General features: G+C 68.5%; 24 protein-coding genes and 1 other RNA gene. 6 read left to right on the plus strand and 19 right to left on the minus strand.

The annotated features are described in order from the left end of the window. The first annotated feature begins 207 nt into the window (after positions 1–207). Both GPX89_RS20530 and GPX89_RS20535 read left to right on the plus strand, forming a co-directional pair. Entirely contained in the window at positions 208–1,041 is an 834-nt protein-coding gene (locus GPX89_RS20530) for a hypothetical protein (protein WP_235947718.1), read from the plus strand. Between the two features lie 110 nt (positions 1,042–1,151). Beyond that, complete coding sequence (locus GPX89_RS20535) at positions 1,152–2,456, plus strand: ammonium transporter (RefSeq protein ID WP_157389295.1); 1,305 nt, start codon at positions 1,152–1,154, stop codon at positions 2,454–2,456. A gap of 6 nt (positions 2,457–2,462) precedes the next feature. On the opposite strand, the gene GPX89_RS45500 is transcribed toward GPX89_RS20535, so the two are convergent. Then, a complete protein-coding gene (locus GPX89_RS45500; protein ID WP_268893337.1) occupies positions 2,463–3,734 on the minus strand; it encodes a neutral zinc metallopeptidase in 1,272 nt (423 codons plus the stop codon). A gap of 98 nt (positions 3,735–3,832) precedes the next feature. Between GPX89_RS45500 and GPX89_RS20550 the strand changes: the two genes are divergently transcribed. The 3 genes from GPX89_RS20550 (at position 3,833) to GPX89_RS20560 (ending at position 8,051) form a co-directional block, all read left to right on the plus strand. Continuing rightward, positions 3,833–5,434: a DUF2207 family protein gene (locus GPX89_RS20550; protein WP_157389296.1), complete on the plus strand. Its 1,602-nt coding sequence runs from the start codon at positions 3,833–3,835 to the stop codon at positions 5,432–5,434. Between the two features lie 203 nt (positions 5,435–5,637). Next, positions 5,638–6,447, plus strand: coding sequence for an immunity 49 family protein (locus GPX89_RS20555; protein ID WP_157389297.1), 810 nt, complete (start codon positions 5,638–5,640; stop codon positions 6,445–6,447). A 332-nt stretch (positions 6,448–6,779) separates the two neighbouring features. After that, complete coding sequence (locus GPX89_RS20560; RefSeq protein ID WP_328602091.1) at positions 6,780–8,051, plus strand: ROK family protein; 1,272 nt, start codon at positions 6,780–6,782, stop codon at positions 8,049–8,051. Positions 8,052–8,232: 181 nt separating this feature from the next. On the opposite strand, the gene GPX89_RS20565 is transcribed toward GPX89_RS20560, so the two are convergent. The 16 genes from GPX89_RS20565 to GPX89_RS20640 all read right to left on the minus strand — a co-directional run bounded on the left by GPX89_RS20565 (position 8,233) and on the right by GPX89_RS20640 (position 22,797). After that, the gene (locus GPX89_RS20565; protein WP_157389298.1) at positions 8,233–9,369 is read right to left on the minus strand and encodes an LLM class flavin-dependent oxidoreductase; all 1,137 of its coding nucleotides are present in this window, start codon (positions 9,367–9,369) and stop codon (positions 8,233–8,235) included. A gap of 73 nt (positions 9,370–9,442) precedes the next feature. Beyond that, on the minus strand, positions 9,443–10,252 hold the full coding sequence (locus tag GPX89_RS20570; protein ID WP_157389299.1) for a DUF1684 domain-containing protein: 810 nt from the start codon (positions 10,250–10,252) through the stop codon (positions 9,443–9,445). Continuing rightward, positions 10,252–11,877: a dipeptide ABC transporter ATP-binding protein gene (locus GPX89_RS20575; RefSeq protein ID WP_157389300.1), complete on the minus strand. Its 1,626-nt coding sequence runs from the start codon at positions 11,875–11,877 to the stop codon at positions 10,252–10,254. Before GPX89_RS20575 ends, GPX89_RS20570 begins: the two co-directional genes overlap by 1 nt. Continuing rightward, positions 11,874–12,788: an ABC transporter permease gene (locus GPX89_RS20580; protein ID WP_407939475.1), complete on the minus strand. Its 915-nt coding sequence runs from the start codon at positions 12,786–12,788 to the stop codon at positions 11,874–11,876. Before GPX89_RS20580 ends, GPX89_RS20575 begins: the two co-directional genes overlap by 4 nt. A gap of 68 nt (positions 12,789–12,856) precedes the next feature. Next, positions 12,857–13,024, minus strand: a complete 168-nt coding sequence (locus GPX89_RS20585; protein WP_157389301.1) for a hypothetical protein — start codon at positions 13,022–13,024, stop codon at positions 12,857–12,859. Further along, positions 13,017–13,976, minus strand: coding sequence for an ABC transporter permease (locus tag GPX89_RS20590; protein ID WP_157389302.1), 960 nt, complete (start codon positions 13,974–13,976; stop codon positions 13,017–13,019). Before GPX89_RS20590 ends, GPX89_RS20585 begins: the two co-directional genes overlap by 8 nt. A gap of 4 nt (positions 13,977–13,980) precedes the next feature. Beyond that, a complete protein-coding gene (locus GPX89_RS20595) occupies positions 13,981–15,594 on the minus strand; it encodes an ABC transporter substrate-binding protein (RefSeq protein WP_157389303.1) in 1,614 nt (537 codons plus the stop codon). After that, positions 15,591–16,676 (minus strand): LLM class flavin-dependent oxidoreductase, encoded by a 1,086-nt coding sequence (locus GPX89_RS20600; protein WP_157389304.1) that lies wholly within the window; start codon positions 16,674–16,676, stop codon positions 15,591–15,593. The genes GPX89_RS20595 and GPX89_RS20600 overlap by 4 nt, the downstream gene beginning before the upstream one ends. Continuing rightward, entirely contained in the window at positions 16,673–17,182 is a 510-nt protein-coding gene (locus GPX89_RS20605; protein WP_157389305.1) for a GNAT family N-acetyltransferase, read from the minus strand. The genes GPX89_RS20600 and GPX89_RS20605 overlap by 4 nt, the downstream gene beginning before the upstream one ends. Then, entirely contained in the window at positions 17,179–18,156 is a 978-nt protein-coding gene (locus GPX89_RS20610) for a transporter substrate-binding domain-containing protein (RefSeq protein WP_198347523.1), read from the minus strand. Before GPX89_RS20610 ends, GPX89_RS20605 begins: the two co-directional genes overlap by 4 nt. Positions 18,157–18,186: 30 nt before the next feature. Then, on the minus strand, positions 18,187–18,951 hold the full coding sequence (locus GPX89_RS20615; RefSeq protein ID WP_157389306.1) for an amino acid ABC transporter ATP-binding protein: 765 nt from the start codon (positions 18,949–18,951) through the stop codon (positions 18,187–18,189). Further along, positions 18,948–19,823, minus strand: a complete 876-nt coding sequence (locus GPX89_RS20620) for an amino acid ABC transporter permease (protein WP_157389307.1) — start codon at positions 19,821–19,823, stop codon at positions 18,948–18,950. Before GPX89_RS20620 ends, GPX89_RS20615 begins: the two co-directional genes overlap by 4 nt. Positions 19,824–19,868: 45 nt before the next feature. Continuing rightward, positions 19,869–20,417: a flavin reductase family protein gene (locus GPX89_RS20625; RefSeq protein WP_157389308.1), complete on the minus strand. Its 549-nt coding sequence runs from the start codon at positions 20,415–20,417 to the stop codon at positions 19,869–19,871. Between the two features lie 119 nt (positions 20,418–20,536). Continuing rightward, positions 20,537–21,250 (minus strand): hypothetical protein, encoded by a 714-nt coding sequence (locus GPX89_RS20630; RefSeq protein ID WP_157389309.1) that lies wholly within the window; start codon positions 21,248–21,250, stop codon positions 20,537–20,539. A gap of 153 nt (positions 21,251–21,403) precedes the next feature. Then, the gene (locus GPX89_RS20635; RefSeq protein WP_157389310.1) at positions 21,404–22,099 is read right to left on the minus strand and encodes a hypothetical protein; all 696 of its coding nucleotides are present in this window, start codon (positions 22,097–22,099) and stop codon (positions 21,404–21,406) included. 119 nt (positions 22,100–22,218) lie between these two features. Continuing rightward, positions 22,219–22,797: an HhH-GPD-type base excision DNA repair protein gene (locus GPX89_RS20640; protein ID WP_157389311.1), complete on the minus strand. Its 579-nt coding sequence runs from the start codon at positions 22,795–22,797 to the stop codon at positions 22,219–22,221. A gap of 60 nt (positions 22,798–22,857) precedes the next feature. Between GPX89_RS20640 and GPX89_RS20645 the strand changes: the two genes are divergently transcribed. Further along, on the plus strand, positions 22,858–23,712 hold the full coding sequence (locus GPX89_RS20645; RefSeq protein ID WP_235947723.1) for a methyltransferase domain-containing protein: 855 nt from the start codon (positions 22,858–22,860) through the stop codon (positions 23,710–23,712). A gap of 61 nt (positions 23,713–23,773) precedes the next feature. Here GPX89_RS20645 and GPX89_RS20650 read toward each other — a convergent pair whose 3' ends face one another. Together GPX89_RS20650 and ffs are read right to left on the minus strand one after the other, a co-directional pair. After that, positions 23,774–25,063: an aminotransferase class I/II-fold pyridoxal phosphate-dependent enzyme gene (locus tag GPX89_RS20650; RefSeq protein WP_157389312.1), complete on the minus strand. Its 1,290-nt coding sequence runs from the start codon at positions 25,061–25,063 to the stop codon at positions 23,774–23,776. Positions 25,064–25,217: 154 nt separating this feature from the next. Next, positions 25,218–25,312: signal recognition particle sRNA small type (gene ffs, locus GPX89_RS20655), an RNA gene on the minus strand. Positions 25,313–25,337: the final 25 nt, after the last annotated feature.

Consider the following 25,337-nt stretch of genomic DNA (forward strand, 5'->3'; position numbering starts at 1 on the left):
TGCTACGTCACCAGATACAGACTTGCGTTCTGTTTCAACTCCACAGAGCGGACATAACGATCCGGCCAATCGATGCGGCAAGATCGCAATCGTTTGGCTACCGTGGACATCGGCAACTTCGGTAGCCAAACCTTCATCAGGTTGGTTGCCCCGGCCGGTCCCTCATCCCGACCGGGGCACAACCAAATCTCCCGGAGGAAATGCCAAGTGCCGTCGATCGACGACATCGCCACAGCCTGGCTCTCCAGTACCGAATTCGCGGGCGACACCGCCGCCGTCGGTCTGCTCAGTCGAGCCATCAGCCCGCACGATTACGACATCAAGCGTGATTCGCTACCGGTGTCGGCCGCCGCTGATCCGGCCACCGCGGGCGCGATCCTGGAACTGCTGCAGCGCGGTCAGGTTCCGACCATGGCCGCCATCCGCACCCTCATCGTGCAGAACGACATGCGCGCCGAGGCCGAGCGGATCGAGCGGCTGGGCCGGCGGGCGCAGCGCAGCATCGACGACTTCGGGCGGGTGCTGGCCAAACTCACCGACGAGTACTGGACCGCGCACGGCACCGGCCCGACCCGGCGCGACATTCTGCTGACCGAACCGGTGATCGCGCTGATCCGCGAGCGGGTGGGCGAGATCCCGCCGACCGCCATCAAGCATCTGTGGCTGATCGAGCGCGCCCAGCGCGCGGGCTGGATCGCCTACGACGCCAGCCCCCGATCCCTGTGCGCCGGAAGGCGTTTCCACGCCGCCCGCTACGGGAACCGGGTGTCGCTGCGGCCCGTGAACGCCATCGGCACGCTGGTCGCGGCCTATCTGCGCGATCAGGTCGCCGAGCACGGGCGGCCGCCGCGCTGGTCGGTGCTGGCCTACGAACTGCGCGACGACCGGGGACGGCGGGTGTTCAACGACACAGCCGACGCCCGGGCCCAGCAGCAGTGGCTGGTGACCGCCGAATGGATGGCGCTCGAAGACGGAAATCCGGTGCCCGGCCCGCGCGGATTGCGCGCCTTGGCCAAAAAGGTCAAGGATCGCCGCAGCTAGACGGTGTTACGGGCGGGTTTCCGAACCTCGATATTTGTAACAGCGCCTTAACGTGAGGATTCGGTAACTTCCACGAAACGCGACCCGCGTTGCGTGGAAGGAGTTACCGCATGACCCACCTCGACCCGGCGGCAACAGCCTGGCTGTTGGCCGCCACGGCACTGGTGCTGCTGATGACGCCGGGACTGGCGATCTTCTACGGCGGCATGGTGCGGTCCAGCGGTGTGCTCAACATGCTGATGATGAGCTTCATCTCGATTCCGCTGGTGACGGTGGTGTGGCTGCTGGGCGGGTACAGCCTGGCCTTCGGCGATGACGCGGGCGGCGGAATCATCGGCGACCTCGGGCATTTCGGGCTCGCAGGGATCAATCCGGGCACGTTGCACGAGGTGGACCCGACCACCCACGCGGCGGTGCCCGAGCTGTTGTTCGTCACCTTCCAGCTCACCTTCGCGATTCTCACCGTGGCGCTGATCAGTGGCGCGATCGCCGATCGCGCCAAGTTCTCGGCGTGGATGATCTTCGTACCGGTGTGGGCGCTGATCGTGTACGCGCCCATCGCGCACTGGGTGTGGACGCCGAACGGCTGGCTACAGAAGCTGGGGGCGCTGGACTACGCGGGCGGCTTGGTGGTCGAGATCGCCTCGGGCGCTTCGGCGCTGGCCATGGCGCTGGTACTGGGTCCGCGCGTGGGCTTCAAGGTGGACGCCATGCGGCCGCACAATCTGCCGTTCGTACTGCTGGGCGCGGGTCTGCTGTGGTTCGGCTGGTTCGGGTTCAATGCCGGTTCGGCCCTGGCCGCCAATGGGACCGCCGCGGCGGTGTTCCTGAACACGCTGGTGGCGGGCTGCCTGGGCATGCTGGGCTGGCTGGTGGTCGAGGCGCGCCGCGACGGCAAGCCGACCACCTTCGGCGCGGCCTCGGGTGCGGTGGCCGGTCTGGTGGCCATCACGCCGTCCTGCGGATACATCAACACGCTGGGCGCGGTGGTCGTGGGCCTGGCCGCGGGCGTGGTGTGTTCGTTCGCGGTGAGCTGGAAGTTCAAGGGCAACTACGACGATTCGCTCGATGTCGTGGGTGTGCACTTCGTGGGCGGCATCGTGGGCACGCTGCTGATCGGCTTCCTGGCCGCGGGCGTGATGACCGATCAGACCGCGCCCGGTCACCGCGGACTGTTCTTCTCCGGCGGGCTCGCGCAGCTGGGCAAGCAGGCGCTGGGCGTGATCGTGGTGGCCGCCTTCGCCTTCGGGGTGACGTTCCTGCTGGGCAAGGTGCTGGACAAGACGATCGGCTTCCGGGTCAGCCGGGAGCACGAGGTGGCCGGCGTCGACTTCGCGCTGCACGCGGAGACCGCGTACGCCGAAGGCGTGCACGGGCATTCGCCGAGCCGGATCGGCAAGCCGACCGGACACTGACTCGGGTCAGTTGACCTTGCTGGCGGGCACGCTGAAGGTGTTGCACTGCATGGCGCGGTCCTTGTCGTAGCCGGTCTCCCACCAGCCGCCCATGTTCTGCGCGGTGCCGTGATCACGCATATCGCCGGGCGCGTCGCCGCGGTGGTAGGCGTCGTTGCGGGCCACGCCGATCTGAGCGCTGGTCAACGAGCCGCCGTTGTTCGACGAGGACAGGTACATGCCGTCGAAGCACTGGGCCTGCAGTTCGGTGCGGCGTGACAGTTCCAGGCCGAGGTCGCTTTTCGCGCCCGCGTCCCGGCGCTGGGAGTGCACCTTGCCCAGGATGCCCGCCTGGGCCTGGACGTGATGGCCGTACTCGTGGGCGAAGACCGACAGGTAGACCACCCAGTTGTTGCCGAACAGGTCGGTCTGCAGCTGACTGATCGGCATGTAGATGGTCATGTCCGCCGAGCAGTAGAAGGCCGCGAAGTTGTTGCTGTTGCCGGTGCACAGGGTGGTGATGCCGCTGGTGTCGGCCGAGACGTTCAGCTTGGGCTGTTCGAACGGCAGATTCATCTTGTCGAACAACGGTTTCCACGCCGAGTACAGGCAGTCCTCGGCGGTCTGGAAGAACTTCTTGGCGACCTCGACCTGCGTACTCCACTGTGTGTAGGCACATTTGGCCGGGATCAGGGTGTAGTCGGCATTGGTGAGCAACGGATTGTCCGACGTCGCCAGGACACCGTGGTTCTCGCCGGAATCACCCGAGTAGGTGGTTTTGACGGTCGAACCCGCGTTGATGGAGTGCAGACCGGTGGTGAGGGCGGTGCGCAGCAGCACACCGGTGACCACCAGCACGAGGATCACCAGCAGGGCGCCGATCCGGCCGCGGCGCGGCGGTGCGGGCCGGTTCACGGGGATGGCGCCGGTGGGCGGAGCGGCGGCGGGCGGCGGCATGGGAGCGCGATAGCCGGGCGTGGGCTGGCCGTAGGGCGGGCGGCCGTAGCCGGGCTGCTGCGGAAAACCTTGCTGCTGTGGATAACCCGGCCGGGGCGGGATCGGGCCGGGTTGCGGGCCGTAACCCGGGCGCGGCGGCATGCCGGGATGCTGTGGATAACCCGGAACCTGTGGATAACCGGGCGGCGGGACGGGTCGTCCCGGCGGCTGCTGTGGATTACCTTGCGGCCGTGGGAATCCGGGCGGCGTATTGGGGCGGCCGGACTGCGGCGGGACCGCGGGGAACTGCTGGGGCACGCGACGCGGATCGCCGGGCCCGTGATCGGACGGTGGGCGAGTCATCCCCCGCACCCCCTCGTTCCTCAGAGATAACCTGCCGGCTCCATGGTCCTGCGCCTTGCCGCTGAGGAAGGATAGCAAGCTGGCTAGAGTACTCGGTCATGCAGATTTTTCGGGGGGCCGCCCTCGTCGCGCTGCTGCTCGCGGTGGCGGGCGTGGCGGCGCCGGCCGCGTGGGCGCAGACGGCCGGCGTGGATATCACCGCCGAGATCAATCTGGGCGACGACGGTCTGCTGCGGGTCACCGAAACCGTGAAAGTGCCGGAGGGCGGCGAGTTTCGGCAGGTGCTGCCGCTGCGGGTGCAGACGGGCGCGGCGGTGCAGCGCAAGTTCGAGGTGACCGAGGTGTCCGCCGAGGGGGACGGCGAGGCGAATGTCGCCAACGACCAGTTCACCATCGCGGCGCGGCCGGGTTCGGCCACCTTCAAGTACACGGTCCACAACACCGTCAGTGACGCTTCGGGCGCGCAGGTGTTCCAGTGGACCGGAGTGCTCAATACCGATGTGGCGTCGATCGATGCGACGGTGTCGAGCCCGAGTTTCCGCATGGGCGTCACCAAGTGCACGATCGGCCCGCCCGGAAATCCCCAGAACTGCGCGGATATTCACGTGGAACCGGACGGTTTCGCGCATCTGGAGAAGACGGACCTGCACAAGGGCGACATCCTGGATGTGACCCTGCAGCTGCCGCCGAACACGGTGAAGGCCAATGCCGATGTCCGCGACGACAATGCGCCCAACGCCTTCTCGCTGACCGGCCCGGTGCTGGCCGCCTTCGGTGTGCTGCTGGCGGCGCTGGCCGCGGCGGCCGGATACGTGCTGTGGGCGCGGCGTTCGGCGCCGGCCGGCAGCGAGGTGCTGGATCCGCTGGTGCACGCCGGCGACCACGTCGAGTTCGCCTCCCCGGACGCCATGCTGCCGAGTACGGCCGGGCTGCTGCTCGACGGCCACGCCGATGTGCCGGACATGGCGGCCACGGTGGTGGACCTGGCGGTGCGCAATTACCTGTGGGTGAGCGCGGTCGGCGATTCGGATTGGCGCTTCTCCCGGGTGAATCCGCCCGACGCGCAGCTGACCGGTTACGAGCGCGCGGTCTACGCGGCACTGCTTCCGGAGGGCACCGATTCGGTCCTGCTCTCCGAGCGCGGCGGCCGGGTCGACGCGAAGGCGGTGCGGGCCGCGCTGATCGACGACGCGGTGGCCGCCGGGGTGTTCGTGGACCGCACCCGACGCGGTATCGAATTCTGGCTCGGGGCGGGGTTGATCGCGCTGGGTGTCATCGCGGCCGTGGTGCTCGCGGTGGGCCCGCAGCGCCACGCGCTGGTGGGCGCGGCCATCGCGCTGGGCGGAGTGGCGGCGCTGCTGCTGCCCCGCTACCTGCCGTCCCGCACGGCGCTGGGCCGGGACCTGACCGGGCAGGTGCAGGCCATGCTGCGGGGCTTGGACGCGATTGCGCCGCAGCGCATTCCGGCCGGTGACCAGGAGTTGGTGTTCTCGCGGGCGCTGCCGTTCCTGGTGGCCGCGCGCCGCGGCGACCAGTGGGTGCGCACCTTCCGCGACCTGGATCCGACCGCGGACGGGAGTCCGGGCCTGTACTGGTTCGGGGGCTTCGAGGACGATCGCCGGCTGCATCGTTTCGGTGCGCACTTCCCGTATTTCATCACCGCCGTCGAGGGTCTGTTCCGAACCGCCGACCAGCGCTGACACGCCGTATCGACCGATACACCAACCGATGTACCAGGGCTCGGAATTCGCTATTGTCGCGCCGTGAGCAATTCATCAGCAATATTGCTGGCCACACCGGTCGAACTCACAGTTCGATGACCGAACGCCATATCGCGCTGAATATCCAGGATTTGAGTTATCCATCCGCTATTCGCAATACGGATGCGGGTTTCGGTCGAGCCGTGCGAGTGCGGACCAATGCGCTGCGCGCGGAATTCCTGGCACAGCATCCACAGGCGGTGCTCGCCGACGTGGCCTGGTGTTCGCGTGCCATCGCCGGTTATCTCAGCCTGGACGATCCGCGAGGTGATTCGGCCGCACTGCGTCGCGCGGTCGCGGATTCGGCCGCGGCGCAGGCGGCCCGGCTGCGCTCGGTCGCACGGCCCGCGGGGGCGGACCCGGTCGAGGTGACCCTCGCCGAAACCGTGTGGTCGGTGCCGGCCGGTGGTGGCCTGATCGCACCGCCGACGGTGGCGGACCTGCTGAACGGGTTGTGGCCCGCGGTCATCGGACGCGACCGTGAGCTGCTCGCGATGCTGCTGGGCGCGCCCGGCAGCCCGGGCTACCCCTTGTCCGCAACCGGTCGCACCGGGCACCCGGGCGAGCACTGCCTGTATCTCTGGGCCGACGCCTGGCAGCGGGTGTGGACCGGCGATCCGGCCGCGGAGACGGTCATCGTGGACGGCATCGAGGCCGCGGTGGACGCCCAGGCCGCGGCCGCCGACGACTACGCGCTCACTATCGCCTACTCCTCGCTGTGCCTGCTCGACTCCGTATCACGTGGCGAGGCCGCCGAATTCGACACCGCACTGGTCGAGGGCCTCGAATTCCACCGCCGCTTCTGGGACTCCCCGCAGCGCCGGCTGGATCCCGAGGGCTTCATCGCCTGGCCGCTGCTGGCGGTCGCCTGCCTGGCGGTGGATCGCGGTATGCGCCCGGGCATCGCCACCGACTATCTGCCCCCGGGACTGCTCTACCCGCAGCCGGGTTAGTCGCTCCGGCCGAGTTTCGATCACGGTGATCGAAAGGCTCTGCACCAGGGCTGATGCGGCTTCGGCTTCCGCTGGGCGTAATCGGAATGATACTTTGATCCCATGTCTGCCAGTCGCCCTCTCTCCGCGCCGCGGGTCACCTACGTGACCGTCGCGCTGGGCGTTCGGCTGCCGCGGCAACGGGAACTGTGTTGTCCCTGCCGTCCCGCAGCCGAGTTCTGAGCCCGATCACTTCCCCGGTCGATCCGGGTTCCTCGCTGCACCGCTGATACCTCCATGTAGGCATTTCGTCCCCCTGTCGGCAGGTGGGACCGCAGCAAGGATTCCGAAACGTGTCCAGCCCCATCCTTGAACGTCCCCACAGTTCCGCCTCCGCGACCGCGCGGCTGGCTCCGGCGCGTCCGGCGGTACCGCCGGAACTGCGCGTCACCGACAATCCGGCGGCCGCCGTCCTGCGCACCGCCACCCGCGGACCGGTGTTCCGCGATGTCGCCGCCCAGGCCACCGGTCTCAGCATCGCCACCGTGAATCGTCAAGTGTCCGCGCTGCTTTCGGCCGGGCTGCTGCGCGAGCGCGCCGACCTGACCGCGTCCGGCGCGGTAGGTCGTCCGCGCGTGCCGTTCGAGGTCGACACCGACTCGTACGTGACGCTGGGTGTGCATATCGGCTTCACCGTCACCCGCATCGTGGCCGCCGACCTGTCCGGCCGCATTCTGGGCGGACTCGAAATCGCCACGCCCCAAACGGGTCAGGACGCGGCGCTGACCATAGTGGCCCGCAGCGCCAAGGCGTTCCTGGATCGGCTGCCGCGGCGGCGTCCGCTGTGGACCGGCGTGGCGCTGGCGGGCCGGGTGGATCCGGCCGCCGGCGTGGTGGATCATCCGCGCCTGGGCTGGCAGGCCGCACCGGTGGCGGCGGTTTTCAGCAGTGTGCTGGATCTGCCGGTTTCGGTGTCCGCGCACGTCGAGGCGATGGCGGCGGCCGAGCTGCTGCTCACCCGGGAGCCGGGCGAGGAGACCCGACCGGGCAGCAGCCTGTTCGTGTACGCCCGCGAAACCGCCGGTGTCGCAGTGACTTTGCACGATCGGGTGCATACCCCCGCCAATGGCCCGGGCTCGATCGCGCATCTGCCGACCGGCTCGGAGGTGGAATGCACCTGCGGCCGGCGCGGCTGCTTGGAGGCCGCCATCGGTGAGCGCGCCCTGCTGGAGCGCGCGGTGCGCAAGGGCGTGCTGCCCAAACCGGAGGCCCCGCGCCGACCGGCGGTCACCGATCTCTACCGGGCGGCCGACTCCGGCAATGCCGCCGCCCGCGAGCTGCTCATCGAGCGTGCCGAAATCCTGGGCCGCACAGCGGCTCTGGTGCGCGACATGTTCAATCCGGATCGGGTGGTGCTGGGCGGTCAAGCCTTCACCGGCTGGCGGCCCGGCATGGAGCGGGTGGCCAAGGCCTTCGCGGAGTCGACCACACTGCCCGCGGCCGATCTGCGGATCAGCCGTTTCGGCGGCCGGGTGCAGGAATTCGCGGCGGCGGTGACCTCGGTGAGCGTGTTCTACGCCGACCCGCTGTCCGCGATGCGCCGGGCCACCCGCACGGCGCGCTAGTCGCACGGAACGACGAGAAACCCCGCCGGGATTGCCCGGCGGGGTTTTTCGTCGATTGGGGTCGAGCCGAACGGTCCACGGACCGGCTCGACCCCGGTCCCGCACCCGCGCGAGGCCCTGCGCACGGTGCGGGGAACCGTCGCCCGCCCCGGAGTCCCCTTCCGGGCGGGCGGCGGTGGTCTCAGGCGGCGCGCACCTGCGGGGTCAGCCCCCACTCGCGGGCCAGCAGACGGTGCGAGTTGATCCGGTCCTCATGGTCGAAAGCCACACTGGTGATGACGATTTCATCCGCACCGGTGAGCCTGCGCAGGGCGCGCAGGCGCTCGGCGACGGTGGTCGGGGAGCCGACGAACTGGGTGGTGACGCGGTCGTCGACGAGGCGGCGCTGTTGATCCGACAGCGGTGGCGCGGTATCGGGGTCGAGGTACTCGGCGGCTCCGGCCCCGCTGCGAATGCTGTAGACCCAGTGGCCGTAGCTGGAGGCGAGATGCTGGGCGGTGGCATCGTCCTCGGCGACGACCACATCGGCGGAGACCACCAGATACGGTCGCGGGAATCGGGCCGACGGGCGGAAGGTCGCGCGATAGGCCTCCACGGTCTCCACGATGGTGCCGGGCGAGACGTGATAGTTCGCCGCGAACGGCAGCCCCAATCGTCCGGCCAGCTGGGCGCTCTCACCGCCGCTGCTGCCGAACAACCAGGGCTGGATGTCCGCGCCCTCGCCCGGAACCGCGTGCAATTCGACGCCTTCGGGGCTGACGTAGGTGCCGTCCAGCAAGGCCAGGATGTCCTCGACCTGGTCGGCGTAGGGCAGCGGTTGCGCGCCGGGCAGGTGCAAGGCACCCAAACCGGCCTTCACCCTGGAGAAGTCGAGCAGCTGACCCGGGAAGAAGGGCGGCGGGATCACCACACCGTCACGAACCTCGGTGGGCCGGTCCGGCGCGGGCACGGGCGGCACACCCGCCGAGCGCACCTGCTCGCCACGGTGACCCGAGCGGCCCAACCCCAGATCGAGGCGGCCCGGATACAGCGCGTCGATGGTGCCGAACGCTTCCACGACCGAGATGGAGGTGTGGTGCCCCAGCTGGACGGCCGCGGAGCCGACCCGGATGGATTCGGTTGCCGCCGCGATCAATCCGATGAGCGTGGTCGGTGCGGCGCTGGCGACGTGTGCGAAGTGGTGCTCGGCGACCCAGAAGCGCCGGTAGCCCAGGCGTTCCGCGTTCTCGGCCAGGTCGATGCTGTTGCGCAGTGCCTGCTGCGGCGTCGAACCGGCGCTGATCGGGGCCAGGTCCAGGACCGAGAGTGGGATGGTCATGCTGCTTCCTTTCTCGCACGCCCGAGGGGCCGTCCGTGGTTACGCAAGCTGCCGCCTCCGGGCCTTGACTCGGTCATGCGGTGTGCTCCTTGCGCGGATCCTGTTCGCCCGCTTCGACGGCCAGCGGCAGCCGGTTCTCGGCCGGCGCGAGGGGGCAGGTGGCGTTGTCGGTGAACGCGCAGGGCAGGTTGACCGCGCGATTGAAGTCGAGGACGACGGCGCCGTCGGCGGCGGGCCGGGACAGGTCCAGGCGGCGCGCTCCGCCGAAGGTGGTGACGCCGCTCGTGGCGTCCGCGAACAACACGTGCAGGCCCGGGGCCTGGTTGCCGAAGACGATCAACCGGCGTTGCTCACCGTCGAGCTCGAAAGTGACGGTGCCGGTGGCGGTGTGGTGGTGTTCCAGGCCCGCCACCACCGCGCCCGTGGTCACGACGCGGGCCACCTCGAAGGGCTCGAAGTGACCGGTGACGATCCACTTCGGATTCGGCTGGTACACCGGGATTTCCACGAAGGCGGCCAGGGTCGGGGCGGCCGGATCGTGAACACGCAGGGCGAACAGACCGTTCCGGCGGATCACCTCGATGAGCCGATCGCCGGTGCGGACCTCGATGCCGGGCGCGCCCTCGGCCGGCGTGAGCACGGTCGATCCGGTGATGGTCTCGCCCGCCAGGCGCAGCTCATCCGCGCCCGATTCCACTGTCACATGGACGTTCTCACCGTCGGCGCGCCAACGGCCGGGCAGTCCCTCGATGGTCTCGTCCTGCTCCCCCAGCCAGTGCAGGCCGGTCAGGCTGAGCCAGCCCAGCGGTTGCCGCGCCCAGGCGGCGCGTTCGGCGCGGAAGGCGGCCCACTGCTGGTCGAACTCGGTGGCGGTGGCGGTCATCAGGCTGTCCTTTCGAGCGGGATGGGCGGCTCGGGCACGGTCGCCCGGGGTGCGGCCGCGAGCAGCTCGCGGGTGTAGTCGTGTTGCGGATTGTCGAAAAGCGCCGCGGTGGTGGCCGTCTCGACCACGCAGCCCTGGCGCATGACGGCCACGCGGTCGGCCAGGCGACGGACCACGGCCAGATCGTGGGAGATGAACAGGTAGGCCAGATCCAACTCAGCCTGCAACTGTTCGAACAGCTCCAGGATCTGCGCCTGCACCGAGACGTCCAGGGCCGAGACCGGTTCGTCGAGAACCAGCAGTTCCGGGCGCAGGGCGATGGCGCGGGCGATGGCGACACGCTGGCGCTGGCCGCCGGAAAGCTCGGCCGGGCGGCGATCCAGGTAGTCCGTCGGCAACGCGACCTGGTCCAAGAGCTCGGCCACCGCCGCGCGGCGGGTGCGCCGGTCACCGATTCCGAACGCCTGCAAGGGTTCGGCCACGATGCGGCCGATGGTGAGTTTGGGATTCATTGAGACGTACGGGTTCTGGTAGACGACCTGGATGCGGCGACGCAGCGCCCGCAGTCCGGCTCCGCGCAGGGCGGTGATGTCTTGCCCGTCGAAAGTGACGGTGCCCGCGTCGGGTGCGGTCAACCGGGCGATGATGCGGGCCGTGGTGGACTTGCCCGAACCGGATTCGCCCACGATGGCGAGGGTTTCGCCGCGATTGATCTCGAGGGATACGTCGTCCACGGCGGTCAGGGTGAAATCTCGCGCGATGCGGAAGGATTTGCGCAGGCCGGTCGCCGATAGCAGCGGGGCCGGTTGCTCGCGGACGCGCCGCGGAGGCCGCTCGTGTTCCAGGCTCGGCGCAGCGGCGATCAGGCGGGCCGTGTATTCGTGCTGCGGATCGGCGAGTATCTGGGCCGCCGTGCCGGTTTCGACGATCTCGCCGTTCCGCATGACCGCGATGCGATCGGCGCGCTCGGCGGCCAGCGCCAGATCGTGGGTGATGAGCAGGACGGCCGTGCCCGATTCCGCGGTGCGCTCGGCCAGATGATCGAGAATGCGACGCTGCACGGTGACGTCGAGGGCACTGGTCGGCTCGTCGGCGATCACCAACTCCGGACCGCAGGCCAGCGCGATGCCGATCAGCACGCGCTGGCGCTGGCCGCCGGACAGATCCTGGGGATACTGCCGGGCTCGCAGTTCGGCCCGATCCAGCCCGGCCTGTTCGAGAATGCGGACGGCTTCGATTCCGGCGGTTCGGCGATCGGCGCGGCCGTGGATGCGCAGCACCTCACCCACCTGCTGACCGATGCGCAGCACCGGATTCAGGGAGCTGCCCGGATCCTGCGGCACCAATCCGATACGCGCGCCGCGTATTCCCTGCAGCACCCGCGGGGATACTCGCTCGATGCGCTCGCCCGCGAAGGTGATCGCGCCGCCGGTGATCACGCCGCCGTTCAACAGCCCGATCACCGAGTGCGCGAGAGTCGACTTCCCGGAACCGGATTCACCCACCAGCGCCACGGTCTCGCCACGCCGCACCTCGAGCGACGCGCCCCGCACCGCGGCGGTGGTTCCGGTGCCGCCCCGGTACTCGACCTGCAGCCCCTCAATTCTCAACAGCAGCTCGGTCATCGGACACCGTCCTTCTGGAGGGCACGCGCAATGCGCTGTGTGGACAGCACGAGGATCACGATCACCACGCCCGGCAGCGTGGTCATCCACCACGCCGTGGCCAGGAAGCCGCGTCCTTCCGAAACCAGCGATCCCCATTCGGGTGTGGGAGGCACCGCGCCGTAGCCGAGGAAGCTCAGCGAGGCCACGAACAGCGTCACCACGCCGAAGTCGACGGCCGCGAGCGCGGCCACCGGCCCGTAGGCATTACGCAGGATGTGCCGGAACAGCACGGTGTGCCACCGGACCCCGGACGCGTGGGCGGCCTCGACATAGGGCGCGTTCCGCACCCGCAACACCTCGCCGCGCATGACCCGGGCGAAACGTGCGATCAATGAAATACCCACCGCGATGGCGATATTGCGGGTACCGAGTCCGAGCACCGTGATGGTGGTGAGCGCCAGCAGCATGTCCGGAATGGACAGCAGCACGTCCACGAGCCGCATCACCGCCGTATCCACGACACCCCCGGCCGCACCCGCCACCGATCCGATCAGTGAGCCGACCACCAGCCCCAGGAGCACCGCGAAGACGGTGGCGCTCAACGAGAGCGCCGCGCCGTGCACCACGCGGGTGTACAGGTCCCGCCCGAGATTGTCGGTGCCGAACCAATGCCGCACGCTGGGGGCGCGCAGCTTCTGGGCGGGCGTACCGTGCAATGGGTCACCGCCGGCGAACAGCGACGGCGCGATCGCCCAGCCCAGCACCAGCAGCACGACGGCGCCCGCGGCGAGCAGGCCGAGATCGCGGCGTGCCCGTGCCGCCACGCGTCGCACCGGCTCGGCCCGCAGCCGATCGGTTCGGCGCCGGACATCCGTCGGCTCGGCCGGGTTCGCCCGCCCGGCGTCGAGCACCACCGAAGTCGCAGCCACGGATTCCGGCGGGGCGAGTGCCTCAGCCACGATCCACCTCCGCGCGGGAGCCGCGCCCGGACCTCGGGTCAGACATCGTATTGCTCATCGTCGGTGGCCCAGTAGGCGTAGCCGGGGTCGAGCAGCGGGTGGGTCAGCGTGATGATGCGCAGGGTCGAACGCGGGCCGGACCGGACCCGCAGGCGCGCCCGCAGGTTCGCGATCACGTGCCGGGGCGAAAGCGGCTGGTCAGGCATGGGCGCGTTCCTTCCTCGAATGCTCCCGCACCACACGGGGGTCCAGGAGCGGGTAGGCGAGATCCACGAGCAGATTGACGGTGACGAAGGCCAGCGCGGCGAACACGACGATGCCCTGCACCACCGGAATGTCCTCGTGCAGCACGGATTCCTGCGCGAGGCGGCCGACGCCCGGCCGGGAGAACACGGTCTCGGTCACCACGACGCCCGCGAGCACGCTGCCCACCCACAGGCCAGCGACCGTGAAGGCCGGCGCGGCGGCCGGGCGCAGCACGTGGCGCGACTGCACCCACCAGCGCGACGCGCCCTTGGCGAGGGCGACGGCGACGAACGGCTGCCGCCAGGTCCGGACGAGGCTCGCGTAGAGCACCTGGGCAATCACCGCGCCCACCGGGATGGCGACCGTTATCGCGGGCAGAACGGTCGCGCCGAACCCGCTGCCGCCGAATGCGGGCACCAGCCGCAATCGGAACGAGAACACTTGCAGCAGAATCAATCCCACCCAGAAGCCCGGAATGGAGGCCCCGATCGGCGGCAGCGCGGTGAGCAGGCCGCGCAGCCACGGGCGTTCGGTGTAGGCGGCGGCGAGAGCTAGCGCCACCCCGCCCAGCAGGGCGAGCAGCAGGCCCGCTCCCGCCAGCGCCAGCGTCGACGGCAGGGCCTCACCCAACGCGGCGGTGACGGTCTGGCCGGTCGAGATCGAATGGCCGAAATCGCCGCGCACCGCGTGGCCCAGCGCGGTCCAGTACTGCGTCCACAGTGGTTGGTCCAGGCCGTATCTGGCTCGCATCTCCGCCGCGGCCGCGGCATCTACGGGGGTGCCGGTGGCGGCGTTGGTCGCCATGTCCACCGGGTCGCCCGGCAGCAGGTACAGCCCGGCGAAGGACAGCGTGAACGCCGCCCACAGCACGCCCACCGCCTGCAGCACCCGTCCGATCAGATAGCGGCCCATACGATTACCGCTGCAGCCAGGTGTCGTGGAACTGGAGCCGGGCCGACGCCTCGAACTTCACCCCGGCGATGTTCCTGCCGACGCCGATCGCCTGGGACAGCTCGATGGTCGGAATCCACAGCCCCTGGTCGAGCACCGCGGACTGGGCGTCGCCGATGAGCTTGGCGCGCGCGGCCGGGTCGGTGACCGAAAGCTGCTGGGACAGCAGCGTATCCAGCGGTTCGGCGGGGCCGCGCGCGTTCAGGTTGCGCTGATCCACCGCGAAGGTGGTGCGCAGGATGTCGCCGTCGGCGCGAGTGGAGTTGTAATAGTCGAAATCGAAGTCCTTGTTGTTCTGGCGCACATTCGATTCCGCCACCGACAGCGGCTCCAGGCGCAGGTCGAAGCCGACGGCCCGCAATTGCTGCTGGGTCAGTTCGAGAATCGCCTGATTGCCCGCGAACACCGGGGCGAAGATGACGCTCGCCGACAGGCGCTGACCGTCCTTGACCCGGATGCCGTCCGCACCCGGTACCCAGCCCGACTGGTCGAGCAGCTTCCTCGCGGCGTCCGGGTCGTACTTCACGCGCGCCGAAAGATCCACGTAACCAGGCGTTTTGGAAGCCAAGACGCTGGTGGCGACCTTGAACTGCGGCCCCAGCACGGTGTCCACCAGTTCCTTGCGGTCGATGGCCGGCACCAGCGCCGCCCGCACCGCCGGGTCGCGCAGCGGGCCGCGGGTCACATTGACCTGCAACCCGAACGGGACGCCCGGATTCGGGGTGAACCGCACGCGCGCGCCGCCCGCCTCGATCTGCGAGATGTCCTGGGGCAGCGCGTCACTGATGGCGTCGAGCTGGCCGGAGGCGAGGCTGCCGGTGCGGACCCCGGACTCGGGGACCACGGTGAACACGATCTTGTCCAGATACGCCTCGCCCGGGTTCGCGAAAACCGCCGAACCCCACTTGTATCCGGCGCGCTTGGCCAGCGTCGCCGAGGCGTTCTGCTTCCATTCGGTGTAGGTGAACGGCCCGCTGCCGATATTCGCGCCCAGGCAGCGCTCATCGGCGGACTTCGCGACGGTGGCGTCGGCCTGGATGCCCAGCTGCGGCGTCGAAGTCGCCTGCAGGAACTGCGCATTCGGTGCGGCGAAGTCCACCCGGACGGTATGCGGATCGACCACGGTGCTGCCGGTGTAGCCGACCAGATAGCTCGCGCCGAGCGGGGCCTTGGCGCCACCGAGGGCGACGATCGAGTCGAAGTTCTTGCGCACCGAATCGGCCGTGAGCGGGGTGCCGTCGCTGAAGGTGACGCCGTCCTTCAGATGGAAGGTGAAGGACCTCGCATCCGGGGAGACGGACCAGCTGTCGGCCAGCCATGGCTTCACCTCACCGGTGCCCGGGTCCTGATCAACCAGGGAGTCGACGATCTGACGGGCCACGTAGATCGTCTGATTCGTGGCCGACTGGGCCGGATCCGAGCAGGACGGCGCGCCGGACAGACCGTAGCGCAGGGTGCCACCCGCCTGCGGCGGACCGGACGGCTCGGCATTGCCGCCGCCGGTATCACCGCCACCGCCACAGGCGGCGAGGGCGAACGCGGCGGCGACCGCACCGCCCAGTGCGACAACTCTTCTCATGACAGGTCTCCGCTTCGGGGATCTCCGGAGGGGTAGCGCTCGGCGCCGAGCGGACGGCTCGGAACGCGGCGGCGCAGGTCAGGGGCGACCTCGGCCTGGAACAGCTCGAGGCTGTCGTAGTGCTGGGCCTCGGTGCGGCCGTCGGCGTCCGCGCTCAGGTGGATCACCTCGTGGCCGAACCGCTCGTGGTAGCGGCTCACCTTGTCCAGCACCTGCGCCGGGCTGCCGATCAGGGCGGAGGAACGCTCGGCGAAATCCTCGACCGAGTCGAACACGATGGGCACGTTGAACTTTCGCGCGATGGTCTGCCGCGCCTCGAAGATCGGCCGGTAGATGTCCAGGGCCTCCTGGGAGGTGCCGGTCACCAGGAAGCCCGCCGTGCCCGCGCCCACCAGCGCCTCGGCCGGATCGTGACCGTAGGCGGCCCAGCGCTCCCGGTAGTGGTCGATCAGCTCGGCGTACGGCTCGATCGGGTAGGTGACATTGGCGGAGAACAGCGGATCACCTTGCTGTGCTGCGTAATCCGCCGACTCACGGCTGGTCGCGCTGCCGTGCCAGATGCGCAGTCGCGGCTGCAGCGGGCGGGGCAGCGCCTTGGCCTCGGTCAGCGCCGGCCGGAATCGGCCCTCCCAGGTGACGCTGTCGCTGTCCCAGAGCTTGCGGAACAGCTCATAGCCCTCGCGATTGCGGTCCCACTGGTCGTCGGTGGTGACGTGGAAGAGCTTGGCCTGCGCCGCGCCGTTGCCCTTGCCGATGATCAGTTCCAGCCGGCCGTCGGAGAGGTTGTCCAGGGTGGAGTAGTCCTCGAAGGCGCGCACCGGATCCAGCAGGCTCAGCGTGGTGACACCGGTGAACAGGGCCAGCCGCGAGGTGACCGCGGCGAGGTGACTCAGCACCACCGGCGGGGCGGCGGAGATGAACGGATCCTCGTGCCGTTCCCCGACCGCGAAACCGTCGTAGCCGAGATCCTCGGCCAGCCGGGCGCTGTCGACCACCCGGCGCAGGCGCTGCCGGGGCGACTCGGTGGCGCCCGTGACAGCGTCCGGGGTGTGTGTGATCAGGGTCAGGAGCAGGAATTTCATGCCGGGACCGCCTGCGCGTCCTCGTCGACGACGAGCCGCTTCTCGAAGGGATGCACGTAGCCGACCTGCTCTTTCACGTCGCGCGGCAGGGCCGTGTATCCCGCAGCCGTGTACAGGGCGACCGCTTCGGGCTGCCGCGGTCCCGTGGTGAGGTAGACGCGCCGATATCCGCGCCGCGCGATCTCGGCCTCCAGCTGTTCGAGCACGAAGCGGCCCAGCCCTTGGCGCCGATGCTCGCTGGAGGTCCAGATTCGCTTCAGCTCCGCGGTTTCCGCGTCGAAGCGCTGGAACGCGCCGCCCGCGACGGGTTCACCGTTCTCCACAACGATCAACAGGTCCCCGTGCGGCGGTGCGAAGTGCTCGGGCGAGTACCCGAGCAGATCCGCGTGCACCTCACCCGGGGTGCCGCCGTAGCGGCTGCTGTACTCGATGGCCAGCTCAGCCAGCAGCGGCGCGGCCAGCGGATCGTGCTGCCCGACATGGAATACGCTGCGCGACATGCTCATCCCTTCTTCTTCGGTAGTCCGGGCGGGTTGATCCGCGACTGCCGCACGGCCTCGCCACCGAGGCCCCAGCGGTCGAGGACCTGCTTGTAGGTGCCGTGATCGATGGCGTACTGGATGGCCTGCTGGACCGGGCCGATCAGCCCGTTGTCCTTGCGGGTCATGGCGGCGATCTCGGCCTGCAGGGCGTCACCCGCGCCGGACCAGGTGGTCAGCACCTTGGTGCCGGTGGTCGCGGAGTGGTACTGCGCCGACGGGTTGGGTCCCACGTATCCGTCGATGCGGTGCGAGGACAGCGCCAGGTAGTAGTCGGAAGGCTGCTGGTAGTAGGCCAATTCCAGCTTGGGCAGGCCCTCGGCCACGTTCTGCTCGTTCCAGCCCACCAGCAGCTGCTCCTGATTGGTGCCGGAGGTGACGCCGATCTTCTTGCCCGCCAGCGACTTCCGTTCCTGATAGGTCCAGGTCGAGTCGCCGGGCACCTCGAGAGCGATATTGTCCAGGCGGTAGGTGGCGAAGTCGTACTTCTCCTTCCGCTCCTCGGTCACCGTGGCGTTGGAGACGAACAGGTCCGCCTCACCGGAGTCGATCTTCACGAAGTTCTGGGCCCAGTCACCGTTGCGGCGCTCCAGCTTCAGCCCCAGGATGTCTGCGATCACGCTGGACACGTCCACCTCGGAGCCGATCATGGTGCGGTCGTCGGTCGCGTAGAAGCCCAGCGGCGGGGTCGCGCCGATCGTGCCGGTCACCACCAGCGTGCCGCGGTCACGAATGGCCTGCGGCACCTGTGCGGCAATGGAATCCACCTTGTCGGCGTGGACGCGCCCGGCCTGCGCCGGCGTCAGGTCGTAGGTCAGACCGTTCACGCTGCGGGTATCGGAGGCGCCGCCGTCACCCTTGCCACAGCCGCCGACCAACAGGCTCAGCAGGGTGACGGCAATCAAGGCGCTGGTCCGTCTGCGACGGCTCGCCAGGGACATGGGCGGATTCCTTACCTAGTGGGGATGACGTCAGAGGACGTGTGCGAGAAAGGCTTTGGCGCGGGGATGCTCCGGGTTGTCCAGTACCCGAGCGGGCGGTCCCTGCTCGACGATGCGGCCCGCGTCCATCAGCACCACGGTGTCGGCGACCTCGCGGGCGAAGCCGATCTCATGGGTGACGACGACCAGGGTCGAACCGCCGCGCGCGAGATCTTTGATGACGTCGAGGACCTCGCCGACCAGCTCCGGATCCAGGGCGGAGGTCGGTTCGTCGAACAGCACCACCTCCGGGCGCAGGGCCAGCGCCCGCGCGATGGCGACACGCTGCCGCTGACCACCGGAGAGCCGAGTCGGATACTCATCGGCCTTGTCCGCCAGCCCGACCCGCGCCAGCAGCTCCAGCGCCTCGGCGTTCACCTCGGCCTTGGACCGGCGCTGGGTGGCGACCGGCGCGAGCGCCACGTTCTCCCGGACCGTCAGGTGCGGAAAGAGATTGAAGTTCTGGAAGACGAAGCCGATGCGGGCGCGCTGCCGCAGGATCTCGCGCTCGTGCAGTTCGTAGAGCTTGTCACCCTTGCGGCGGTAGCCGACCAGCTCGCCGCCGACCCGCACGGTGCCGCCGTCCACCTGCTCGAGATGGTTGATGGTGCGCAGCAGCGTGGACTTGCCCGAACCGGACGGACCCAGGATCACGGTCACCTCACCCGGGCGGACCGTCAGATCGATGCCCGAGAGAACCTGATGTTTGCCGAAAGACTTTCGAATGCCGCGTAATTCGATAGCGAATTCACTCATCGGTGCCCCTTCGAGAAGTGCCGCTCGATGTAGAACTGAATGACGCTCAGCACACTGGTGAGCAGGATGTACCAAACCGTCGCCACCATGAGCAGCGGCACCACCCGGCCATTGCGGCCGTAGATCACCTGCACCTGATAGAACAACTCGGCGATCGCCATGACCGACACGATCGAAGTGCCCTTGAACAGGCTGATCACCTCATTGGCGGCGTTCGGCAGAATTCCGCGCATGGCCTGCGGGACCACGATGGTGAAGAACTGCCGCCGCCACGGCAGCCCCAGCGACCGGGCGGCCTCCCACTGACCCTGATCCACCGAAATGATGCCGGCCCGGATGATCTCCGCCGAATACGCGGCCTGGTGCAGCGCCAAACCGATGACGGCAGCGGTGAATCCGCTGATCACGCCATTGGTCCGAAAGTGCGCGAATTCGGGTCCGAACGGAATACCCAGAGACAGCGTCTTGTAGAGGTAGGCCAGGTTGAACCAGAACAGCAGCTGCACGATCAGCGGGATCGAGCGGAAGGCCCAGATATAGGTCCACGAAATCGTCCGCAGCACGGGGCTTTTCGAGAGCCGGCCCACGGCCAGCCAGCCGCCGAGGAAGAAGCCCAGCAGCGTGCCCCAGAACGTGAGCTCCAGCGTCACCTTCAGCGCCGACACCACCGACGCGGCCGTGAAGTACTGGGCGAAGGTGCTCCAGTCCCAGCCCGGATTGCTGATCAGCCCGTGCGCGAACTGGGCGACCACCACCAGCGCGATCGCCGCCGTGGCCCAGCGCCACGGGTGGCGGGTCCGGACGATCGGCAGGCCGCCGTCATCGTGCTCGTGCGCCGCCTCCGGCTGCGCCGATACCACCAGGGTGCTCATACATCCGACGATACGAACCCGCCACTCCCGTGTCGCCGGTCACGATCAGGCTGAATTCAATTGACCGACAGTGGATTTCCCGTCCAGAGCGCGGAAACCGCTACGGTGGAAGACCAGCGGTTCCGACTCCGGTCGCACGCTCACCCGATGCACCCGCAGCAACACCACCGCGTGATCCCCCGCCGGAACCTGTTCGTGCACGGAGGTCTCCAGCCACGCCGTGGCCCCGCCCACGAACGCCGCGTTCCCGTTCCCGGTGTGCAGCTCCACATTCCGGAACCGGTCCCCCCGCCGCGAACTCAACCCCCGCGCCGCCGGTTCCTGCTCACTGTCGAGCAGACTCAGGCCCAGTCGGCTGGCCTGCTCCAATCGCGGCCACGTCTCCGAGGTGTACTGAATGCAGATCGACACCAACGGCGGATCCAGCGACACCGGCACGAAAGTGCTGGCCACCAACCCGTAGGGGGTCCCTCCGATGCGCGCGCACACTGCAACCACCCCACTGGGGAAGTTCGCGAAGGTGCGCCGCAGATCGGCTCCGTCGACGGCGGAAAGCGCGGTGGCCGCGCCGTGAATCGAGGTCAGCTCGCCCATTGATCCAGTGCAGCACCGGAACACGGGCCTCGACAGGGTTCCGATCACGCCGATTGCAAGACGAACCCCCGTCCACCGAGGGCGGACGGGGGTCGGGTCCCCAGCTCTCTCGAGCGGAATTACTTCGGCGCGGTGATGTGCGGCTGGTTGATCGTCACGAAGTAGTTGACGGCGGCCGCGATGGCGACCGGGGCGGTGATCAGGATGTTGCCGGCGATGACGCCGACGAAGCCGAGGGCGCTCGCGCCGACCAGGCAGCCGACGAGCGGGCCCGCACCGAACATCAGGGCCAGCGGGCCGGTGGCGATACCGGCGGTGACGCCACCGATGGCGCAGCCGACCGCGGCGGCGCCGAGGCCACCGACCAGGGACGCGACGGTCGCACCCAGGGCGATGGTGTCCTTCATGCGGTTCCAGGCGGCCTGCTCACGGTCGTAGTCCGACTTCCACGGAGCCTGATCCTCGTACGGCAGGTTGACGTCCTGGGCCTGGGCGACCGGCTTGTAGGTCGCGTGGTCCATGTCGTACTGCGGGGTCAGCGTCGCGGTGTGGTCGGAGATGTCCGCCGCGATCGGGAACTCGAAATCGTTGACCTGGAACTTCAGCGGCATACCGGCCACGACATTGCCGTTGGCCTTGAGCTCCAGGTTGCCGTTCTCCACGACCAGCGAGCCACCATCGGTGCGCAGCACGGTGTTGGTGTCGTTCTGAGTGATCGTGTAGTTGATGCTCGCGTTGTCGTCGGCGGCCGGCGCGGCGTTCACGGTGCCGGCGGTGACGCCCATGGCAGCGGCCACCAGTGCCGCGGTCGCGGCAACATTCTTGAAGCGCATTTCTCGTTTTCCTCATCAGGCAGTCCGCAGGAATGGACTGCCTGATCGAAACGGTTCGGCGAGAACGAAAAATGTCTTACGGGTTCCCAAATGGTGAACTCTTCAGAATTGGGAACCCGCCCGGTCGAACGACCGAGCGGGCTGTAGATCGGTCTACTTGGCGGGGGCGAAAGGCTGATTGATCGTCGTGAAGTATTGCACCGCAGCGGCGATCGCGACCGGGGCGGTGACGAATACCTGGCCGGCGATGGTGCCCAGGAAGCCGACGGTGGAAGCGCCGATCAAGCAGCCCGCCACCGGGCCGACACCGAACATGGTGGCCAGCGGCAGTGTCGCGGTGGCGAAGACGACGCCGCCGATGACGCAGCCCAGTGCCGCGCCGCCGAGGCCGCCGACCAGGGTGCCGACGGTCGCGCCGAGGCCGATGGTGTCGCGCAGGCGGTTCCACGCGGCCTGTTCGCGGTCGTACCGGGTCTTCCATGGGGCCTGGTCCTCGTACGGGAGCGCGACCGGCCGGTAGACCGCGTGCGCCTCGTCGTACTGCGGGGTCAGGGTGGCCGTGCGGTCGGAGATCCGAGCCGCGATCGGGAACTCGAAATCGTCGACGCGGAACTTCAATTCCGTCCCCGCGACGGTGGTTCCATTGGCCGCCTTGATCTTCAGCGCGCCGTCCTCGACCACCAGCGAACCGGCGTCCGTCCGGATCACCGCGCCGGTGTCGGTGGCCTGCTCGGTGTAATTGATGACATCGGATTCGGCGCGGTCCGGTCCGGCATAGGCGGTACCGGCCGTGACGCCGGTAGCCGCGATAACCAATGCCGCGATTCCGGCGAATTTCCTCATCTGCATTCTGGTACTGCTTCCCACTGCCGCTAACGTGAACTGTCGGCGGCAAGCATCAAGCAACCTCCGAGATTTCTGGAGGTTAAAAACCAGCTTGATTCGATCCGGGCGAACCGGGCGCGGACTTACTTCACCTTGGCGGCGGCTTTCGCCTGCTTCTTGAATTCCCGCACCTGCGTGAGGGATTCGGCGTCGGTGACGTCGGCGACCGAGCGGCGTGAGCCGTCCTCGCCGTAGGCGCCCGCGGCCTCACGCCAGCCCGGGGCCCGCAAGCCGCGTTGTTTACCCAAGAGCGCCAAGAAGATTCGCGCCTTCTGGTCGCCGAAGCCGGGCAGCTTCTTGAGCCGCTTCAACACTTCCTTGCCGTCCGGATCGCCATCGGTCCACAAACCGGCGGTATTGCCGTCGTAGTTCTCGACAATGTATCGAGCCAGTTCCTGGACCCGGCGTCCCATGGAACGCCCGTAGCGGTGGATGGCCGGCGGCGTGGCGGCCAGCTCCTCGAATTCCTCGGGATCGGCGGCGGCGATCTTGTGGATATCGAAGCCGCCCATTCGATCGGCGAGTTTCCACGGTCCGCGGAATGCGTGCTCCATGGGAAACTGCTGATCCAGCATCATTCCGACCAACAGGGCGAAATCATCGGTCGAAAGCAGCTCGTCGGCATCGGATTCCTGGGCAATACACAGCGTGCGGCTCACCATGCGTCGATCATCCCATTCATCTTGCGTTGCGGTGACACGGGTCACGGTTAGGGTGAGGTCATGCCCGACATCATGGCTAATTCTTCAGTACGAACCGCGTCGCAACCTGGCGCTGGGTCCGGACTGCGACCGGACCGTTTCGACCGCGATGGCCAAGACCAGCTCGTCGACGTCAACGATCTACAGGCAGCGCTGCCGGGTATCCGGCGCCTGCGGGCCTGGGCCCACGACGCCCTGGCCACCCAGCCCGGCGAGAGCGCCGTCGATATCGGATCCGGCACCGGTTCGGAGGTGCTGACCCTGGCCGACAAGGTCGGGCCCACCGGCATCGCACTCGGCGTGGAACCCGATCCGGACCTGCTGTTCGCCGCCGAACGCCGCGCCACCCAGGCCGGATCCACCGCCAAATTCGTCAGCGGCGACGCCTACGGCCTGCCCGTGGCCAGCGAGAGCTTCGATGTGGCGCTGTGCGAGCGCGTCTTCGGGCACCTCACCTCGCCCGCCCGCGCGGCCGGGGAGATCGCCCGGGTGCTGCGCCCCGGCGGGCGCGTGGTCGTCATGGACTCCGACTGGGGCACGGCCATCGTGCATCCCGGCGACCGGCACGTGGTGCACGAGGTCATCGAGACCATGATCGCGGGCACCACCAACCCCTTCGCGGGCCGTCGCCTCTCCGGTCAGCTCACCCAGGCCGGACTCGTCGTCGACGACATCGCCTCGCACGCCCTGATCCAGGACGGCAGCGTCGGCGCCGGCGCACTGGTTGCGCGCATCGCCGATCGCGCGGTCGCCCGCGGTTCGATCACCGAACGCCAGCGCGAGCAGTTGCTGGCCGATCTGGAGGCCGGTGCGGCCAGCGGTGACATCCACTTGTCGGTGACCATCTTCGCAGTGCTGGCGCACAAGCCGAACTGACGCGAAAACGCAAGAGGCGCGCACCGTTTCGGGGTGCGCGCCTCTTATTTCGTTGTGGCCCTTACAGGCTCATCAGTTTCTCGGAGGCGGCGAGCAGCACGCAGGTGGCCAGGCCGTCCATCGCCTTCTCCAGCTCACCCGTGGACGGGAAGCTCGGCGCGATGCGAATGTTCTTGTCCTCCGGGTCCTTTCCGTACGGAAAGGAAGCCCCCGCGGGGGTCAGCGCGATACCGGCGTCCTTGGCCAGCGCCACCACCTTGCTGGCCGTGCCCTCCAGCACGTCCAGGCTGATGAAGTAGCCGCCCTTGGGCTCGGTCCAGGACGCCACCTTGGACGCGCCGAGGCGGTCCTCCAGAATCCGCAGCACCAGCTTGAACTTGGGCTCCAGGATGGCGCGGTGCTTCTGCATGTGCGCCCGCACGCCCTCGGCGTCCCCGAAGAAGCGCAGGTGCCGCAGCTGGTTCACCTTGTCCGGGCCGATCGTCTTCTTGCCCAGGTGCTTCAGGTACCACTCCAGGTTGGCGGTGGAGGAGCCGAAGAAGCTCACGCCCGCGCCCGCGAAGGTGATCTTCGAGGTGGAGGCCAGCACGAACGGGCGGTTCGGGTGCCCGGCCTGCTCGGCCATGCCGAGCACGTCCAGCACCTTGTCGGCGGTGTCGGTGAGCGGGTGCACCGCGTAGGCGTTGTCCCAGACGAGGCGGAAGTCCGGCGCGGCCGTGGGCATCGAAACCAGTTCCCGGGTAACGGCTTCGGAGAACGTGATGCCGGTCGGGTTGGAGTAGTTGGGCACCGCCCACATGCCCTTGATGCTGGGATCGGACGCCACCAGCTCCGCGATCAGATGGGTGTCGGGGCCGTCGCCCCTCATCGGGATCGGGATCATCTCGAAGCCGAGCGCCTCGGTGATGGCGAAGTGGCGGTCGTAACCCGGTACCGGGCACAGGAACTTGAGCACCGGCTCGTCGGCCCAGCGGCGCACCGAATCCACGGTGCCGTGCAGCATGGCGAAGACCAGCAGGTCGTTCATGATCTCCAGGCTGGCGTTGTTGCCGGCCACCAGATTCGACACCGGAATGCCGAGCAGCTCGCCGAAGATGGCGCGCAGCTCCGGCAGGCCGTGCAGCCCACCGTAATTGCGCACGTCGGTGCCGTTGGCGTCACGGTAGTCGGCGGCGCCCGGCAGCTCGAGGAGGGCCTGCGAGAGGTCCAGCTGCTCGGGCGAGGGCTTACCCCTCGTAATGTCCAGCGTCAGCTTCTCGGTCTTGAGCTTCGCGTAGTTCGCGGTCTGCGTCTCGTGTTCCGTCGCGAGTTCCGCATGGCTCATCAAACCGAATTGCGTCTGCCGAGGCATCTGACAGCCTTTCCAATGGCGTGGGGTGTGTGTCCAGGGTTGCGCGCGGCGCGAACCCAACCGCTCACGTTACTAGGAGCCCTCGCGGATTCGGCAGCGATATATACACTTCCGCCGCCCACGCAAACCGGTCCAACCGTGACCCCCGCAAAACGAAAGGGGACCCAGCGCACCCGGCAGAGCCCGTTGACCCTTGCTGCCTTCCGGCCCTGGGGGAGTTCACAGGATGCGCGCCGCGCTGGATCCGTCGGCCAGTGTAGCGGCTCACCGAGAC

Source organism: Nocardia terrae, from assembly GCF_009760405.1.
GTDB lineage: Bacteria > Actinomycetota > Actinomycetes > Mycobacteriales > Mycobacteriaceae > Nocardia > Nocardia terrae.